Origin of the sequence: Lentzea miocenica (genome assembly GCF_033949945.1) — a bacterium.
Classification (GTDB): Bacteria; Actinomycetota; Actinomycetes; order Mycobacteriales; family Pseudonocardiaceae; genus Lentzea; species Lentzea miocenica.
The window spans coordinates 72750-89283 of record NZ_JAXAVW010000009.1 but is presented as its reverse complement, the minus strand read 5'-3'; the positions used below and the strand labels follow the sequence as shown (position 1 = coordinate 89283).

Below are 16534 nucleotides of genomic sequence, written 5' to 3'. Positions count from 1 at the left end.
CAACCACGCTGGAGACATGCAGATCTTCTACCCCGGCGACACCGGCTACGACGACGAACGCGGCGGCTTCCAGACCGGACTCCGCCACGAACCCCGGGTGATCTTCGCGGTGGAGAACGCCCAGGACGTCGAAGAAGCCGTGCGTCACGCCGAGACGAACAACCTCGACCACGCGATCCAGACGACCGGCCACGGCCTGACCACGACCACCACGGGCGTCCTCATTTCGACGAGGCGCATGAACAAGGTCGAGGTCGACCCCGCGACGCGAACCGCGAGGGCGGGAGCGGGTGCGGTCTGGCAGCAGGTGATCGAGCAGGCCGCGCCGCACGGCCTGGCCCCGCTCAGCGGCGACGCGAGCGACGTCGGGGTCGTCGGTTACACGCTCGGCGGCGGGTACAGCGTGCTGGGCCGCGAGTTCGGCTTCGCGAGCGACCGCGTCCGCAAGACGGAGAAGGTCGGCGACGTCGTCACCGCGCTGGAGTTCGAACTCCTTCCCATCAGCCAGGTGCACGCGGGCGAGATGTACTTCGACGCCAAGCACGCGGAAGCGGTGTTCGAGGCGTTCCACCAGCCGTGGCCGGACCACGTCACGCCGTCGCTCAGCACGATCGCCTTCCCGGACATCCCGGCCTTCCCCGAACCGCTGCGAGGCCGCGACGTGGTCAGGCTGACCTGCGCGAGCACCAAACCGTTCGGCGTCGACCACCTGCGCGTCGCCCCGACGCTGATCGACGAGTTCGGCTGGAAACCGTTCGCCGAAGCCGCCGGCAAACCACTCCCGCCGCACACCTACCAGGGCGACAACGTGCTGCTGAACGACCTGCCGCTGGACGCCCTGCACCGCCTCCGCCACAAAGCGGCCAACGCCACCACACCCGTCTTCGTCGGCCTCATGCCACTCGGCGGCGCGCTCAAGGGCGAGGCCACCCACCTCGTCAAGCTGATCTCACCTCGACTGGGCGTCGAGAAGCTGCACGAAGAGGTCTTCGACGAGGTACGGCCGTTCGTCGTAGGACGGTCGCGGAATTTCAGGTACGCCGTAGGCTGATCCGCATGACCACAGTGGTTCTCGTCGAGGACCACGACATGGTCGCGGAGGCGATCGGACTGGCGCTGGAACGGGCCGGGATCGAGGTGATCGCCCGCGCGTCCACCGTCGCGGCCGCGCTCGCCGACACCCGCCGCGGCCGGCCCGACGTCGTCCTCCTCGACCGCAGGCTGCCCGACGGCGACGGCACCGCGCTGATCCCGGAGCTCGTCAGCGGCGGCGCCAAGGTGCTGGTGCTGACCGGTGAGGCGACCGCGTCGATAGCCGCCCGTGTGGCCGAGTCCGGTGGTGCCGGGCTGATCCTCAAGTCCGCGCGGCTCGATGAGCTGGTCGAGGCCGTGCGCAAGGTCGCGGCCGGCGAGGTGGTGTTCGACCAGAGGCTGCTCGCGGGCGTGCTGGACCGGCTGACTGGCCGGATCAAACCCGCAGGAGCCTCTCTCACCGCACGCGAGCAGGAGACGTTGTTGCTGCTCGCGGACGGCGCGGGCACCGACCAGATCTCCAGCAGGCTGGGCGTCGCCCGCAACACCGCCCGCAACCACGTTCAGCGCGTGCTGGACAAGCTCGGCGCCCGGTCCAAGCTGGAGGCGGTGTCCATCGCCCGCCGCGAGGGCCTGCTCGACTGATGCAACTGCACCAGTCGCACTGAGTCGCCTGCGTCTGCCCTGGTGACCGCCGTTGGTGCACTGTGATTTCGTGGCCACCAGTTCGCTCACCGAAGCCGTGTTCTCCCTTCCGGGTGAGGACCGGCGTGGTGGGGTGGCTCTCGCCCGCGACTTCGCCCGCCGCGCCATGGCCAACTGCGGCTTTCGCGGCAACCACGAGGACGTCGTGCTGGTCGTCAACGAGCTGACCACCAACGCCGTCCGGCACGGGAGCGGCCGCCCGATCGTGCGCATCGTCGGTGGTCAGGACCAGCTGCTGGTCGAGGTCGTCGATGACGACGACGCACATCCGGTGCTGCGTGCCGGTCGCTGGGGACTTCAGCTCGTGGCCCTGCTCGGCGAGAGCTGGGGCGTTGTCGAACGTGCTGGTCAGAAGGTCGTCTGGTGTGAGCTGACGGCCTGAGCGCCATGATGAGGCCGTGCAGCCGGACGCGTGGCGGGACAGCGATCTCTTCCGCCTGCTCGTGCTCGGCGTGCGGGACTACGGGATCTTCATGCTCGACCCCGGCGGGCACATCGTGAGCTGGAACGCCGGTGCGGAGCGGATCAACGGTTACACCGCCGAGGAGATCATCGGGCGGCACTTCTCCACGTTCTACCCGCCGGAGGACGTCCAGTCCGGCAAGCCCGACTGGGAGCTGCGGGTCGCGAGGGCCGAGGGCGCGCTGGAGGACGAGGGCTGGCGGGTGCGCAAGGACGGCACCCGGTTCTGGGCGAACGTGATCATCACCGCGCTCTACGGCGACGACGGCGAGCTGCGCGGGTTCGGCAAGGTCACCAGGGACATGACCGAACGGCGGCGCGCCGAGCAGCAGCTCACCGACCGGCGCCGGCTGCTCGCGCACCTCGTCGAAGCGCAGGAGCGGGAACGGCAGCGCATCGCGTGGGACGTCCACGACGACACGATCCAGGCCATGGTCGCCGTCGACATGAGGCTGCAGCTGCTCGCGGGCAAGCTGCCCGACGAGTACCGCCAGGCCGTCGACCAGCTCGACAGTGCGGTCCGCGCCACCATCAGCAGGCTGCGCAACCTGGTGTTCCGCGTCCGCCCGCCCGGCATCGAGCGGCAGGGCCTGCGGAACTCGCTGGCCGTGTACCTCGCGGACACCGCCATGGTGGGGGAGATCCACTACTCGCTCGAACGCGAGCCCGCCGACGACGCGGCCATCACGATCTTCCGCATCTGCCAGGAGGCGCTGACGAACGTCCGCAAGCACGCGCGGGCGTCGTCCGCGGCCATCACTCTGTCCACAGTGGACCGCGGGTTCCTGGTCCGGGTCACCGACGACGGCGTCGGCTTGCCCGACCTGGACCCGAACGCGGGCCACTTCGGCCTGATCGAGATGAGGGAACGCGCGGAGGCCTCCGGTGGCTGGTGCACCGTGACCGCGCGGGAGGGTGGGGGCACCGTCGTCGAGTTCTGGCTCCCGGACGTGCGGCCGTGATCGTCCGGATCCTGATCGTCGACGACGATCCCCTGATCAGGGACGTGTTGCGGGACGTGCTCGACGAGGAGCCGGACATGGAGGTCGTCGCGGTCGCCGCGGACGCGCGCGAGGCCGTCGAACTGGCCGAACGCCATGCGCCGATGGTGGTCGTGCTCGACGTGCGGATGCCGTTCGGAGGCGGTTCGCGCGCGGCCGTGGAGATCCTCCAGCGCGCACCCGGCACACGGATCCTGGCCTTCTCCGCCTACGCCGACCCCGGCGCCGTCGACGAGATGCGCCGTGCGGGCGTGATCGACTACCTGGAGAAAGGCGTGCGGAACGCCGAACTGGTGGCCGCGGTTCGGCGATTGGGTGTGCAATGAGTCGCAACCTGAGACAGGTTGTGGTGTGGAACCAACAGCCGTAACGTCGAAGCATCAGCCGGGTTCAGCAGCGTGCTCGGACAGGCACCTATGTGCTTCGGCCACCGGGGAGTGCTGGTGAACGAAGATCAGTTCAGAGAATCGCCGCTGCTCACAGTGCGTGCCCACGAGGTCGCCGGGGTAGTGGTCGTCGTGGTGGAAGGTGAGATCGACGTCGACACGGCTGACATCGTGCTGGACGCCCTGAAGCTCGGTTTCGAGTCCGATCGCCCCGCCGTCGTGGCGGATCTCACCAAGGTCAGCTTCTTCGGCTCGACCGGAATCTCCTCGCTGATCACAGCCCACGAGCTCGCTGAAGAACACAGCACGAAGTTCCACGTCGTGGCACCGCATCGGGCGGTCAAGAGGCCGTTGCAGGTCACGGGAGTGGCTGACGTGCTCGCGCTGTACGACTCGGTCGACGAGGCGTTGTCAGCGCTGAAACCGGTGCCCAGCGAGTAGGCACCGGTCCCGCTTCTCGTCAGCCGGCCAGTTCCACGAGCTTCGGCACGACCTCGTCCGGATGCGGCATCGCGGCGATCTCCGCCGCGATGCTCGCGTTCGCGGCGTGGACGTCGTTGTCCCGCAGCAGCTTCCGCGCGGCCTCGTGCACCGCGTCGGCGGTGAACTCCTCACCGACGAGCTGCCTGCCCAGGCCCGTGCTCGCGACGAGCTCCGCGTTGCGGAACTGGTCGGCCCCCTGCGGCAGCACGAGCTGGGGCACGCCGTGGCTCATCGCGGCGATCGTGGTGCCGGAGCCGCCGTGGTGCGCGACGAGATCCGCGTGCGCGAGCAGATCGGCCTGAGGCACCCACGGCAGGACGTGCACGTTGCCCGGCACGTCGGTCAGCGCGGACGGGGCGACCAGCGGCCCGGACGAGACCAGCACCTCGGCGTCGATTCCGGACAACCCGGCGGCAGCGGTCTTCAGCAAGTCCGGACTCGCGAACGCGGTGCCGAACGTCAGATACACGAGCGGCTTCTCGTGCTCGATCACCCATTCGGGCAATTCACCGGGTTCGGTGAAGGGGATCGGTCGCATCAGAATGCGTTCGACGTCGGAAAGATACGACGAATCCTGTAGAGACGACGGGAAGGCGTCGACATACGGCGATCCGAGTCCGTAATGCTGCCCATCCGGAAGTTGGATGCCGAGTTCGGCGACGTACTCCAGCAACCGGTCGCTCATGGCCTCGGGGACCAGGGTCTCGTCCATCTTGCCGAACCCGTGGCACACGGCCGGGATCCCCGCGCGCATGGCCGCGAGCCCGGCACCGGGGTTGACGATCTCGAAGACGACCAGGTCGGGCTTGTCGCGCTCCAGCACCGGCTCGAGATCGGTCAGGTAGGCCCTGGGCAGCACTGATCCGAACGCGTCGACGGCGGTCTGCCGCAACATGTCCCGCCGGAACTCCGGCGTGCCGTGCAATTTGTTGGCCTGGCGGAACGCGTCCCAGATGCTCAGGCCCGCGTCGACGACGGTGAAGCCCAACTTCTCCACGGTTGGGTGAAACCCCGGGTCGACGGCGTAAAGAACGTCATGACCCTGCTCGCGGGCGGCGATCGCGAGCGGGAGCAACGGGTATGTATGTCCGTGCGAGCCTAAGCTCGAGAAGAGAATGCGCACCCGATCCACAATAGGTGCAGATTATTTCGGCGGGATGAGATCTTCCCAAATTGCCGCCACCTCCGCGGGAGAGGGCATCCCGGCGATCTCGTCCCGCACCTCGCCCGCCGCCCGCTGCAGCTTCGAGTCCTCGATCAGCCCGGTGAGCAGCTCCGGCGTGACCTCCTGGGGCGCCGCCCTGAGCCCGGCCCCGCGCCCGGTGATGGCGGTCGCGTGCACGGTCCGGTCACCCGGCCCCGGCTCGACCAGCTGCGGCACGCCGGCCGCCAGTGCTCCGAGCAACGTGCCAGCGCCGCCGTGGTGCACGATCCCGTCGCAGAACGGCAGCACGCGTGGGATCGGCACCCACCCGACGGTCCTGACGTTGTCCGGCAGGCCTTCCGCGCGGTCCGGCCGGACCAGGACGAACTCGGCGTCGACCTGTGCGGCCGCCTTGATCACCGCAGCCATCATCCGGCCGGAGCCCGGACCGGGCGCCGTGCTGCGGCTGACCAGGATGCGCGGCTTGCCCGACGGTTCGGCGAGCCACTGCGGCACCTCACCATCACCGCTGTACGCGACGAACCGCATCTTCCTCCCGCCCCAGAACTCCGTGAGCGACGGCGGTGCCGTGCGCAGGATCGTCGCGGGAGAACGCAGATCGGCCTTCATGCGGGCACCGACCGCGGCCGTCAGCTCCAGTCCGTCGAACAGCGACACGTCCTGGATGATCGACGGCACGCCGAGCGCGGACCCGGCGGCGGCCAGCGGTTCGTGCACCACGACGTCCGGCTTCCACCGCTTCGCGAGCGCTCGCAACGGTTCCGTCATCGCGTCGCCGACCGTGCCGAACATCCGGGACACGAAGTCCAGCTTGCCGCTGCCGCGCAGCTCCCTCCTGGCCACCAGCGGATGCGTGACCATGATGCGCAGCGCGATCGGCCCGAAGCGGACGTTCGCCGGGACGACGTCCTCGACGTGCAGTCCGGAGTCGCGGACCCGCAGCGCCTCGCCACCGGTCGCGACCACGACGTCATGTCCCGCATCACGCAGTGCCAGCGCCAGCGGCATCAACGGAAAGACATGCCCCAGCAGCGGAGCGGCAACCACGAGAACACGCATACCACCAGGCTACGGCTCCACGAGCCGCCGCACGGCGTCCTCGACGGTCTGCCGCCTGAGGACGTGATCCGTTCCGCGGGCCGGCGCCTGCGACCACATCGACGCGATCGCCAGCACCAGTTGCAGCACCTGCTCGGCGGAGAAGCGGGACGACACCAGCCCCAGCTCCTGAGCCGAACGGATCGCCTCGACGTCGGCCGCGTGGCTGATGGTGCCGCGCCGCTCCAGCCGTTGCCAGGTCGCGAGCCTGGCCAACTCGGGGTGCTGGTGCTGGAGGTCGTACAACCGGGCCGCGTAGCCGGGGAGGTCCCGCGCGTCGAACTCCACCGCCGCCGCGCCCACCACCTCGGACTGCACGGCGTCGAACAGCTCGGCCTTGCCGCCGTAGTAGGAGTAGGCGAGGCCCGCGGAACACCCGGCGATGCGGGCGATCCGCTCCATCCGTGCGCCGGCGATCCCGTAGGCCGCGAACTCGACGGACGCGGCGTCCAGCAACCGGCGGCGGGTTCGTTCCCGATCGCGGCCGACCATGGAAACCAGGCTATGGCGAAGGGGCCACACCCCTGAAGGGTGCGGCCCCTGAAGAACCAGGATTCACCGAAGACCGGGAATCACTTGGCCATGTCGAACCAGTTGAAGCCCTCGACCATCTGACGGGTGGTGTCGCTGACGTAGCGCGGGCCGGTGAGCTCCCAGCGCGTCACGTAGCGGTAGGTGCCCGGCTGCATCGACTCGTCCTCGCGGGTGTCCTCGTCGTCCTTGACCGGGACGTACTCCTTGAAGACCTTCTTGTTCAGCGTCACGTCGAGCGACTCGTACGCGGACTGGGTGTAGAGGTAGTTGCCCTCACCGCTGTCCAGCGCGCGGCCCGGATCGGCCAGCTTGAGCTGGATCGAGGTGCCGTTGAAGTTGCCCGTCGCGGACACGACCGTGACGATGTGGCCGCCGCTGCGCTGCAGGGAACCGGCCGTGGGGCCCGCCTTGTAGCGGCCGTACACCAGCTGGATCGGCCCCTCGTTGAGCTTGCGGGCGACGTCACCCGCGAAGTCCGCGGCGTCATTGGTGCTGATCACGCCGGCGGTCGTGGTCCAGCCGGCGTCGCGGGCCGGCTTGGTGGCGATGTTCCACGCGTTGCGCAGGTTGGTGAGGTTGGTGCCGCCGTTGTACTTCGCGTCGACGCCGATCCGGCCGATCGAGTTCGTGATGACGCTGTAGTCGGCCGGGTCCTTCGGGTTCAGGTTGCCGACCTTGGTGGTCAGCCAGCCGACCGGGGCGTCCTTCTCGTGACCCCAGTAATGCAGGACGTTGTACAGCGACGCGGGGCCGCAGTAGGCGTTGCCGTTGTTCTCGAGACCGGCGCGGAACTGGTCCACATCGCTGATGCCGCACTTCTTGACGTTGAACGTCGGGCCCACGAGGTCTGCGGCACCGACGCACGGGGGCGGCGTGCCGATGATCGGGTCGGCGACGGCGGTGGCCGGAGCGACGACGGCGGTGAGGGCGGCGGCGGCGATGAGAGCGTTGCGGATCATTTCGGTTTCCCCTTCGAGATCTTGTGTTCCCCTGCGGTGACACAAGATTCGCCGAGGCGAACCCCCAAGGGCATGAGGGACGATCCCTCAACCTCAAGGCTCAAAAGATGGGTGTATCAGGGCGACCCCCACGTCGCTCCGTATCAGGCAGGCCGTGTCAGACGAGGACACGTGCGAGGTCTCTGCGGCCTGCGATTCCGAGCTTCGTGTAGATCCGGCCGAGGTGGTTCTCAACCGTCTTGGGCGTCACGAACAGCTCCTGCGCGATCTCCCGGTTCGCCCGGCCCGCCGCGGCCAGGTCCGCCACCCTCCGCTCGGACGCCGTCAACGCTTCGGCACCCAGCACGATCTGCCGCCGCGGCCGGTCGCCGAGTGCTTCGAGAGCCTCGACCGCCCGCGTCCGCAGCACCACCGAGCCGCACTCGCCGGCGAGGTCGATGGCCCGGTGCAGCGGCTCCCGCCCGTCGGTCCGCTTCCGCGCCACCCGCAGCGCCTCGCCCAGGTCGACCAGGGATCGGGCGAGCTCCAGGCGTGCGGGCGAGTCCTCCAGCACCGAGACGGACTCGGTCAGCAGCGCCAGCCGTGAGTCGGGAGAGGCGTGCGAGAGCAGCCGCAGCGCCGCGCCGACCTCGGTCGCCGCGCCCCACTTGTGCGCGACGTCGAGCTGTTCGGTGGCGAGTTCCAGCGCGAGTTCGTGTTCGCCGAGCTGCAACGACGCCCCGGTCGCCGGTGCGCGCCACGGGATGGTCGGCGGGTCCACGTGCACCTGGTGCATCGCGTCGCGCTGGCGGTAGGCCTCGGACATCGCCCGCCGCGGGTCGCCCTGGGCGAGCGCGATCAACGCGCGCACCTCGTGCAGCCAGATCGTCGGCATGGTCGGCCGGGCGTCCGCGTGCCTGCTGTCGAACGCCTTGATGAACGCCTCCGCCGCCGCGACGTCGCCTCGTTCGAGTGCGGCGTACACCGCGAAGTGCGTCGAGGTCGCCCGCAGGCTGATCACCTCGGACACCGGGTCCTCGTGCGCGACGGCCGCCAGCGCGCCCTCGGCCTCCGCCTCGACCGCCTGCATGTTGCCGCAGCGCCAGTTCAGGAACAGCGACGCGTTCGCCACCATCGCGAACTCGACCGGCGAGCCGTGAGCGCGCACTTTGAGGCGCGCGCGTTCGATCTCGCGCCGTGCGGTGTCCACGCCGTCCGCGGCCATCAGCGCGAGCAATGCCACCAGCCACGCGACCATCGCGTCCGTGCTGCCCGTCGCGTCGTCGAGGTACGCGCCGTTCGCCAGCGCACGCGTCGCGGTCGCCGCCACCTCGTCGTGCGGCCACACCTCGTAGCGCCCCATCTGCGCGAGGAGCCCGAGCAACGTGCGTTCGTCCGGGGTGCTGCCCGCCAGCCCGGCGTAGTCGCTGAGGTGCGCAGAGGCGACCTGCCGTTGATCCGGCAGGAACGACCGGAACACCGCCAGCCGTGCCTCCAGGTGCAACCGCGACTCGCCGCCCGGCCTGGCCGCGATGGCCTCGGTCAGTTCCTCTATTGCCGCCGCCGGTCCCTCGATCGCCGCCGTGGCCGAAGCCGCCGCCGCGACGAGTTCCGCGTCCGGCAACCCGGCTGCCGCGGCCTTCAGGTGCCGGTGCGCGTTCGTCGCGTCGCCGGTCCGCAGCAACGCCCGGCCCAGCTCGGCCCTCAGCGCGGCGTCGTTCGGCCGTTCGTCCACCGCACGCGCCAGATGAGCCGCGGCGGTGCGTGGGTCTCCTGCGGCCAGCAACGCGGCCGCGGCCTTGCGCAACACGTCGGCCGCGTTCGGCAGTGTCCCTTTGGGAGCGTGCACGAGATGCGCGGCCACCCGGTCGGCCGGCGCGTGCGTCTCCCACAACGTGGTCGCGGCGCGCGCGTGCAGCGAGGCGCGCGCGATCGGTCCGAGACCGGTCAACACCGCTTCACGCACAACGGGATGCACGTACTCGAGATGGTCGCCGGTGACGAGCACGTTCGCCGCCACCAACGCTTCGACCGCGGCCGGCAGATCTTTCACGTCGGCCAGCGCCGCCGCCTGCCAGGGATCCGCTTGAGTGCCCAGCACGGCGACCGCACCCGCGAGCGCGACGGCCTCCGCGGGCAGCCTGCCGAGCGTGGCGCGGAAGACGGTGCTGGGCCCGAGCCCGCTGATCTTCGCGGCCGTCCCGGCATCGTCCAGCGGCAGCCCGAGCGCTTGCAGTTCGTCGACCAGCACCCCGGTCAGGAACGGGTTGCCGCCGCTCGCCGCGTGCAGGGCCTCGACGACGTCGGGGTGTCCGCCCACCAGCGCGCGGAGGGCCTCTCGCGTGAGCGGGCGGGGCATCAGCCGGTCCGCGGACACGCTGAGCTGCGCGAGCGGCCCGAAGTTGTCCGCCGGTGGCCTGGTCGCGACGACCAGCGCGATCGGCAGGTCCGCGATCCGGCGCGAGAGGTAGACGAGGAACTGCAGCGACGACAGGTCCGCCCAGTGCGCGTCGTCGACGGTGATCAGCAGCGGGCGGGTGGACGAGAGGTCGACCGCGACCCACCAGAGCGAGTGCAGCGTGCGGGCCAGTTCGGCCTCGCTCGGGTCGAGCGCGGCGTCGTCCAGGGCTTTCAGCGCCGCCCCGGACGGTCCGGCCAGGATCTTCTCGCGGATCTCGCCGGAGTACCGCGACACCGACCGCTCGACCAGCTGCCGGACGACGCCCCACGCCATGGCGTTCTCCAGGGCGTCGCCGACAGCTTGAAGTCTCCCGAACCCGCGCTCTTTGGCCAGCTCACGGCACTCGTGCACGAGCCTGGTCTTGCCGATTCCGGCACGGCCCTCGATGACGACGACACGACCCTCACCACGGGTGGCTGCGTCGAGAGCTTCGCGAATGTGCGCTATCTCGGAATCTCGTTCAAGTGGTTCGCGCACGAATTGATCGTAGCGGCCGTTCGGCGGGCTACATGCTGGTCATCGACACTGCGATCGGGGGACTTGATGCTCCATTGGAGTGATCGTCAGTCCACGCACCCGGTTTCCGCCGCGCCCTTGCCGTCGAGGTAGCCGTCGACGAACTGCTTCGCCTGACCGGGGTCCGGCGCGAACCCGGACAGGCTGCCGCGCTGCACCGGTTCGCCGACCGGCAGGGTCGTGGTGCGGATCTTCACCGGACCCTGGAAGCGCTGGGCGAACTCCAGCACGTCGAAGCCGGCGTCGACCTTGATCGACCCGCCGACCGCGCGGGCGAGCGTCGCCGCGTTGTCCTTGGTGATCTTCGAGGCGAGCGAGGCGAGGAAGGCCTGGTGCCGCCTGACCCGGTCGAGGTCACCGTTCGGCAGGTTGTTGCGCTGCCGCAGGAACAAGGCCGCCTGGTCGCCCTGGAGCACCTGCTTGCCCGCCTCGAACCTGGCGCCCGTGTGGATGTCCTTCACCGCGTTGTTCAGGCACACCTCCACGCCGCCCACGGCCGTCGCGATGCCACCGAAATCGGACATCTTGACCGCGGCGTAGTGGTCGACCTTCGCGCCGGTCAGGTCCTCGACGGCGGAGGTCAGCTTCGCCGGGTCGGACTGGTAGAGGCCGTTGATCCGGTCGGTGCTCGAGCCCACGTAGATGTCGCGCGGCAGTGAGATGACCGCGGCGGACCCGTCGGCCTCGAAGCGCGCGAACACGATGGCGTCCGTGTTGCCGACGTCGTCGGTGCCGATGAGCAGCACGTTCTGCCCGGTGGCCGCGGGCGGTTGCACGGCGGGCGCGGCGTCGGTCTTCTTGATCGTCGTCGGGATGACGACGGCGGTGGCGGCTGCGGCGACGGTCAGCGTGGCGACGCCGACGATCATGCCCAGCGGCTTGCGCTTCCTGGCTTTGTGCAGGTTGGCCAGCACGGTCCGGGAGTCCACGCGCTCCTCGGCCTCAGCGGCGATGGCCTGGCGGATCAGGTCGTTCATGAGTGCACCCCCAGGGTGGCGGACCGGGCGAGTTCGTGGGCACGCAACGTCTGCAGCGCGCGAGAGAGTTGGCTGCGCACGGTGGATTCCGCGCAACCCAGCACCTGTGCGATCTCCGCGTCGCTGCAGTCCTCGTAGAACCGCAGCACCAACGCAGCACGTTGCTTGCGCGGCAGGATGGCGATCCGCGCGCGCATGGCCTCACGTTCGGCGTGCGCGTCGGCCGGATCAGCCATCGACGGCACGTGCCTGGCGAGCTCAGCGCGTTCCACGGAGATCTCGCGCGCCGCCCTGCGGTGCCGCCACGACAGGTAGTCGTTGGTCACCATGCGCTTCACGTAGAGGTACGGAGCATCCATCGCTCCGATGCGATCCCACTTGTGCTGCGTGCGTATGAGGACGTTCTGCACGATGTCCTGCGCCAAGTGCTTGTCGCAGGTGATCGCGGTGGCGTACCTCAGCAGCCGGTCCAGCCGATCAGCGACGAACTGGTCGAACCCCACGCCGCCCCCTTCTCCTCTGTGGTCGTTTGCGGATCGGGAAACCCCTCTCGCCGCTCGATCCGCTGCATCGGGTTCTGTGGCCTGGGCCACAGATGTCTCGGTTTGGACGGATTTCGGTGTGAAGTCTTTTCACGTTCACGTCCATCCGTGAGCCTTCACCCCATGCGCATCATCCCTGCACTCGCGCTGTTGTCGCTGCTGCTCGTCCCTGTCGACGCGGCCGCCGCTCCCAACGGCAACTACTACCTGCAAAGCGCCGTGACCGGCCAGAACGCCGCCGTGTCCGGCTCGTCCGTGGTCCAGCACCGCCCCAAGGGCAACGAGGACCGCCAGCAGTTCGCCTGGAACGGCAGCACGTTGTCCGAGGGCGGCCAGTGCCTCGGCCGCTCCGGCGACACTGCCCAGATGGTCAGTTGCTCCAGCGCTGACGCCCAGTGGGTCGCCGTGCTGGACGACCAGGACCGCTACCGCTTCAAGGACCCCGGCGCGGACCGCTACCTGATCGCGTCCGGCACCGACCAGGTCCGCGTCGGCACGGGCAACGACACGTGGTTCCTCACCCCGGTCAACCCGATCCGCTACCAGCCCCCTGCCGACCCGCGCCTCGACGAGATGACCTTCCTGACCTCGCACAACGCCTACGCGAACGGCGTCGACGGCGGCTTCACCTTCGGCAACATCGCCCCGAACCAGTCGCGCGGCATCGTGCAGCAGCTCAACGACGGCGTCCGCGGCTTCATGCTCGACATCCACCAGACGCCCGACGGCGCGATCCTCTGCCACAACAGCTGCACCCTCGTCAGCAAGCCCGTGGCACTCGGCGTCGACATCCAGCGCATCGTCGACTTCCTGAAGTCACGCCCCACCGAGATCGTCACGGTGTTCCTGGAGGACTACGTCTCCGCAGACGTGCTGCGGTCCTCTCTCGCGTCCGTCAACGGCCTGAACGACGTGTTGTTCCGCGCCGAGGGCGTACGGGAGAACGGCTGGCCGACGTTGTCGCAGATGAGGGCGTCCGGCAAGCGTTTGCTCATCTTCACCGACCACGGCAAGGACGGCCGCGAGAACTCCGGCGTGCTCTACCAGCGCGACTGGACCGTCGAGAACTACTGGTCGATGGGCTCCGGCACCGGCACGTCCGACTGGTCCTGCTACTCCCGCTGGGGCGAGAAGCCGCTCACCGCCACAGAGGCCGGCTTCCGCCCGCTTTTCGTGATGAACCACTTCCGCGACGTCCCGATGGAAGGCACCGTCGCGACCGACAACTCGAAGGCCGTCAACCGCGCCCAGCGCTTCTGCGAACCCGCGGCCCGCAAGACCCCGAACTACCTGGCCGTCGACTTCTACCACCGCAACACGCCAACGCTGCCGGCCGAGCGCCACCCGTCCGGCGCCGGTTCCGTGGAGATGTCCGCGGCCTCAACGTTGTGCCTGGACAACAACGCCGGCGGCACCGCCAACGGCAACCCGGTGCAGATCTGGACGTGCAACAACTCCTACGCGCAGAAGTGGCGCGTCGTCGCGGACGGCACCATCGCGATCTCCGGCAAGTGCCTCGACATCGACAACAGCGGCACCACCAACGGCACGATCGTCCAGCTGTGGGAGTGCAACGGCACCGGCGCGCAGCAGTGGCGCGTGCGGTCGGACGGGTCGGTGCAGAACCCGCGGTCGGGGCTGTGCCTGGACAACCCCGGTGCGTCGACGACTCCTGGCACGCGCCTGAACATCTGGACCTGCAACGGTTCCGCGGCCCAGGCCTGGAGGTTCCGCTAAAGCTTGCGGCCTACGCCGACGTAGACGTCCGCTGGGCCGCCAACTCCGGCCGGGCCGAGTTCCGGGTGCCACTGCGGCGCCGAGACGACGCCCGGCTGGAGCACCTCCATGCCGGCGAACATCGGCTCGAACTCGGCCAGGGCGCGGAAGTGCATCGGGTCGCGGCTGTGCTTCATGGCCTCGACGACGCCGCCCATCTCCTCCGGCTTGAAGTCGGCGGTCAGGTGCGAGAGCGCGATCAGGCTGCCCGACGGCATGGCGTCGCGGTAGCGGGCGACGATGTCGGCGGGGTCCTTCTCGTCCGAGACGAAGTGCAGCACGGCGACCATGAGCAGGCCCACGGGCTGGGAGAAGTCGATCAGATCCTTCACGACCGGGTCGGACAGGACGTCCTGCGGCTGGCACATGTCCGCCTGCACGACGCCCGCGTTGTCGTTGCCCTCCAGGATGAGCTGGCTGTGCGAGACCGCCACCTCGTCGTGGTCCACGTAGACGACGCGGGCGTCCGGGTTCGCCTGCTGCACGATCTCGTGGACGTTGCCGACCGTCGGGATGCCCGAGCCGAGGTCGAGGAACTGGGTGATGCCCTGCTCCATCATCAGCAGGACCGCGCGGCGCATGAACGAGCGGTTCGAGGACGCGATGGCGCGGCCGTCGCGCAGGATCTGCAGCACCTTGTCGCCGACCATGCGGTCCGACGCGAAGTTGTGGCCACCTCCCAGCAGGAAGTCGTACACCCGTGCCGCGCTGGGCACATCCGTGTTGATTCCTGCGGGGACCCACGAGAAAGGCTCGGCCATGCCGCAAAACCTACCCGTTCGCGCGCACGCGTGTATCGGCCCGGATCGGGTGAAACGTCAGCCACAGCGCGCGAAACGGGCGGTGATCTGCTCCACCAGCGAAGACGCACCGGCGCTCCGGGCTTCCGCGGCGAGCCAGCGGAGTTGGTCGTTCGCGCGCACCGAACGCAGAGTGGCCGCCTCGGACAGTGCACTCTCGACAAGACCGCTGGCGGCGGCCACTTCGCCGAGCGCGAGATGGTTGCGGGCCAGTGCGGTCAGCGCGATCGTGCGGGCGCGGACGCGTTCGGCACCATATGTGCCGACCTTTGTGGTGAGCGAGGCGATGGCCTGTTCCGGATCGGCCAGGTCCCGCCGGTCGGCCCAGGAGTTGTGCGCGGCCACGAATCCGAGCTGGAACGCCTTCAGCGCTTCCTGAGGTGCGTTGTGGTGCAGGAACATCCGGCCGGCCCGCGTCAGCACCGAGGCGATCAACGACTCGTTCTCCGCCTGCCGGGCCAACGTCAGCGCGCGCTCGAAGTGGGGCAGCGCGGTGCCCGGCACTCCGCTGTCGAACGCGGTCCAGCCCGCCAGCTCGTGCACCTCCGCGACGGCCGTCCACATGTCGGCGTCACCGACGACGATGAACGGCTCGACAACGGCGAGGTGCGCCAACACTGAGCCGTAGCAAGCGATTCCACCGTACTGCTCGTCCAACGCACGCAACGCCCGTGTTCGCGCCTGAACCTCCGCCGGCTCGGCATGGCCCGACGGCACTCCGGACGGCAGCCAGTCGAACGTCGGTGCGCCAACCATGATCCGCGCCGCGTGCTCCAGGAACCGTTGCCGCGCGCCAAGATCTGCCTGCACGAGTTCCGCGGCCTCGTCGAACCCGTCGGCCACCGCCACGGAGCACCAGCGCTGAGCCTCGGCAGTCTCACCGAGCGCGAACAGCACCTGAGCCAGGCGCACCGCCGCGTCACCGAGATGCTGGTCGGCGGCGACCCGGAAGTGCACGGCCGCCTCGCGCAGGTGCCCGGCCCGTTCCGCCGCCTCACCCGCCCGGTAGAGCCGTTCCACGGCCTGGTCGAACTCGAACTGAGCCAGCAGGTCACTCATCACTGCCTCCGAGAATCCGTCGCAGCTCGGCCCTGCCGCGAGAGAGGTGCGTCCGCACGGTCGACTCGCTGACCACCAGCACCGAGGCGATCTCGCTGACCGAGTAACCGAGCAGGTGGTGCAACGCCACGGCCTCGCGGTGCCTGGGGGAGAGCTGACGCACGGCGGAGTGCAGCGCCTCCACCTCGCGCACGCGTTCAACCACTTCAGGCATCGAGACCAGCGGTGTTTCGTGCTGGTACTTCTGCTGCCACCGGCGCATCAGCCGTATCGCGACTTTCAGCACCCACGCCTCGGGCTTGTCGTACGCGTGGATGTCGCCCCAACGGTGCTGCGCGATCACCAGCGCGTCCTGCGCCACGTCGTCGACCACTCGGGTGTCGCCGGTGAGCGCCGTCAACGTCCTGGTCACCACGGGCAGGCAGGTGCGGAAGAACTCGGCAAAGCCCTGGTCCGGGCCCTGATCCGGCTCCGGTGTGCGCAACGGCCTTCCCTTCAGCGTCCGCTCGTGCCCTTAACCGCCAGAAGGCGACCTTCAACGGTTACAGGCGCTGAAGCCAGGAAAGGCTGAGTCGAACGGGCAGATTCACCCGTTCGGC

At 69.3% G+C, this 16534-nt stretch carries 17 protein-coding genes; 7 read left to right on the top strand and 10 right to left on the bottom strand.

From position 1 onward, the window contains the following. Positions 1-16: 16 nt before the first annotated feature. From SK803_RS12830 to SK803_RS12805, 6 genes are all read left to right on the top strand, one after another. A complete protein-coding gene (locus SK803_RS12830) occupies positions 17-1051 on the top strand; it encodes an FAD-binding oxidoreductase (protein WP_319966171.1) in 1035 nt (344 codons plus the stop codon). A gap of 5 nt (positions 1052-1056) precedes the next feature. After that, positions 1057-1677 carry a response regulator transcription factor gene (locus SK803_RS12825; RefSeq protein ID WP_319966170.1) on the top strand — a complete coding sequence of 207 codons (621 nt, stop codon included), beginning with the start codon at positions 1057-1059 and terminating at the stop codon, positions 1675-1677. 70 nt (positions 1678-1747) lie between these two features. Then, complete coding sequence (locus tag SK803_RS12820; protein WP_319966169.1) at positions 1748-2119, top strand: ATP-binding protein; 372 nt, start codon at positions 1748-1750, stop codon at positions 2117-2119. Positions 2120-2135: 16 nt separating this feature from the next. Then, positions 2136-3161 (top strand): PAS domain-containing sensor histidine kinase, encoded by a 1026-nt coding sequence (locus SK803_RS12815; RefSeq protein ID WP_319966168.1) that lies wholly within the window; start codon positions 2136-2138, stop codon positions 3159-3161. Then, positions 3158-3526: a response regulator gene (locus tag SK803_RS12810; RefSeq protein ID WP_319966167.1), complete on the top strand. Its 369-nt coding sequence runs from the start codon at positions 3158-3160 to the stop codon at positions 3524-3526. The genes SK803_RS12815 and SK803_RS12810 overlap by 4 nt, the downstream gene beginning before the upstream one ends. Positions 3527-3643: 117 nt before the next feature. Then, positions 3644-4027: an STAS domain-containing protein gene (locus tag SK803_RS12805; protein WP_319966166.1), complete on the top strand. Its 384-nt coding sequence runs from the start codon at positions 3644-3646 to the stop codon at positions 4025-4027. 19 nt (positions 4028-4046) lie between these two features. On the opposite strand, the gene SK803_RS12800 is transcribed toward SK803_RS12805, so the two are convergent. From SK803_RS12800 to SK803_RS12770, 7 genes are all read right to left on the bottom strand, one after another. After that, positions 4047-5192: a glycosyltransferase gene (locus SK803_RS12800; protein WP_406601524.1), complete on the bottom strand. Its 1146-nt coding sequence runs from the start codon at positions 5190-5192 to the stop codon at positions 4047-4049. Between the two features lie 21 nt (positions 5193-5213). Next, the gene (locus SK803_RS12795; protein ID WP_319966164.1) at positions 5214-6293 is read right to left on the bottom strand and encodes a nucleotide disphospho-sugar-binding domain-containing protein; all 1080 of its coding nucleotides are present in this window, start codon (positions 6291-6293) and stop codon (positions 5214-5216) included. 9 nt (positions 6294-6302) lie between these two features. After that, on the bottom strand, positions 6303-6824 hold the full coding sequence (locus SK803_RS12790) for a TetR family transcriptional regulator (protein ID WP_319966163.1): 522 nt from the start codon (positions 6822-6824) through the stop codon (positions 6303-6305). 80 nt (positions 6825-6904) lie between these two features. Continuing rightward, positions 6905-7825 carry a hypothetical protein gene (locus SK803_RS12785; RefSeq protein ID WP_319966162.1) on the bottom strand — a complete coding sequence of 307 codons (921 nt, stop codon included), beginning with the start codon at positions 7823-7825 and terminating at the stop codon, positions 6905-6907. Between the two features lie 157 nt (positions 7826-7982). Then, positions 7983-10742, bottom strand: coding sequence for a helix-turn-helix transcriptional regulator (locus SK803_RS12780; RefSeq protein WP_319966161.1), 2760 nt, complete (start codon positions 10740-10742; stop codon positions 7983-7985). An 86-nt stretch (positions 10743-10828) separates the two neighbouring features. Next, positions 10829-11758 carry an LCP family protein gene (locus SK803_RS12775; RefSeq protein ID WP_319966160.1) on the bottom strand — a complete coding sequence of 310 codons (930 nt, stop codon included), beginning with the start codon at positions 11756-11758 and terminating at the stop codon, positions 10829-10831. Beyond that, positions 11755-12261, bottom strand: a complete 507-nt coding sequence (locus SK803_RS12770) for a SigE family RNA polymerase sigma factor (protein WP_319966159.1) — start codon at positions 12259-12261, stop codon at positions 11755-11757. The genes SK803_RS12775 and SK803_RS12770 overlap by 4 nt, the downstream gene beginning before the upstream one ends. A gap of 162 nt (positions 12262-12423) precedes the next feature. Here SK803_RS12770 and SK803_RS12765 point away from each other — a divergent pair, with 162 nt between their 5' ends. After that, entirely contained in the window at positions 12424-14037 is a 1614-nt protein-coding gene (locus tag SK803_RS12765) for a ricin-type beta-trefoil lectin domain protein (protein WP_319966158.1), read from the top strand. Here the strand turns inward: SK803_RS12765 and SK803_RS12760 are convergent. Genes SK803_RS12760 through SK803_RS12750 form a run of 3 tightly spaced genes read right to left on the bottom strand, consistent with a single transcriptional unit; the run spans position 14034 to position 16419 of the window. Then, entirely contained in the window at positions 14034-14837 is an 804-nt protein-coding gene (locus SK803_RS12760; protein WP_319966157.1) for an SAM-dependent methyltransferase, read from the bottom strand. The two genes, SK803_RS12765 and SK803_RS12760, sit on opposite strands and share 4 nt — an antisense overlap. A gap of 57 nt (positions 14838-14894) precedes the next feature. Further along, positions 14895-15935, bottom strand: coding sequence for a hypothetical protein (locus SK803_RS12755; RefSeq protein ID WP_319966156.1), 1041 nt, complete (start codon positions 15933-15935; stop codon positions 14895-14897). After that, the gene (locus SK803_RS12750) at positions 15928-16419 is read right to left on the bottom strand and encodes an RNA polymerase sigma factor (protein ID WP_319966155.1); all 492 of its coding nucleotides are present in this window, start codon (positions 16417-16419) and stop codon (positions 15928-15930) included. The genes SK803_RS12755 and SK803_RS12750 overlap by 8 nt, the downstream gene beginning before the upstream one ends. Positions 16420-16534: the final 115 nt, after the last annotated feature.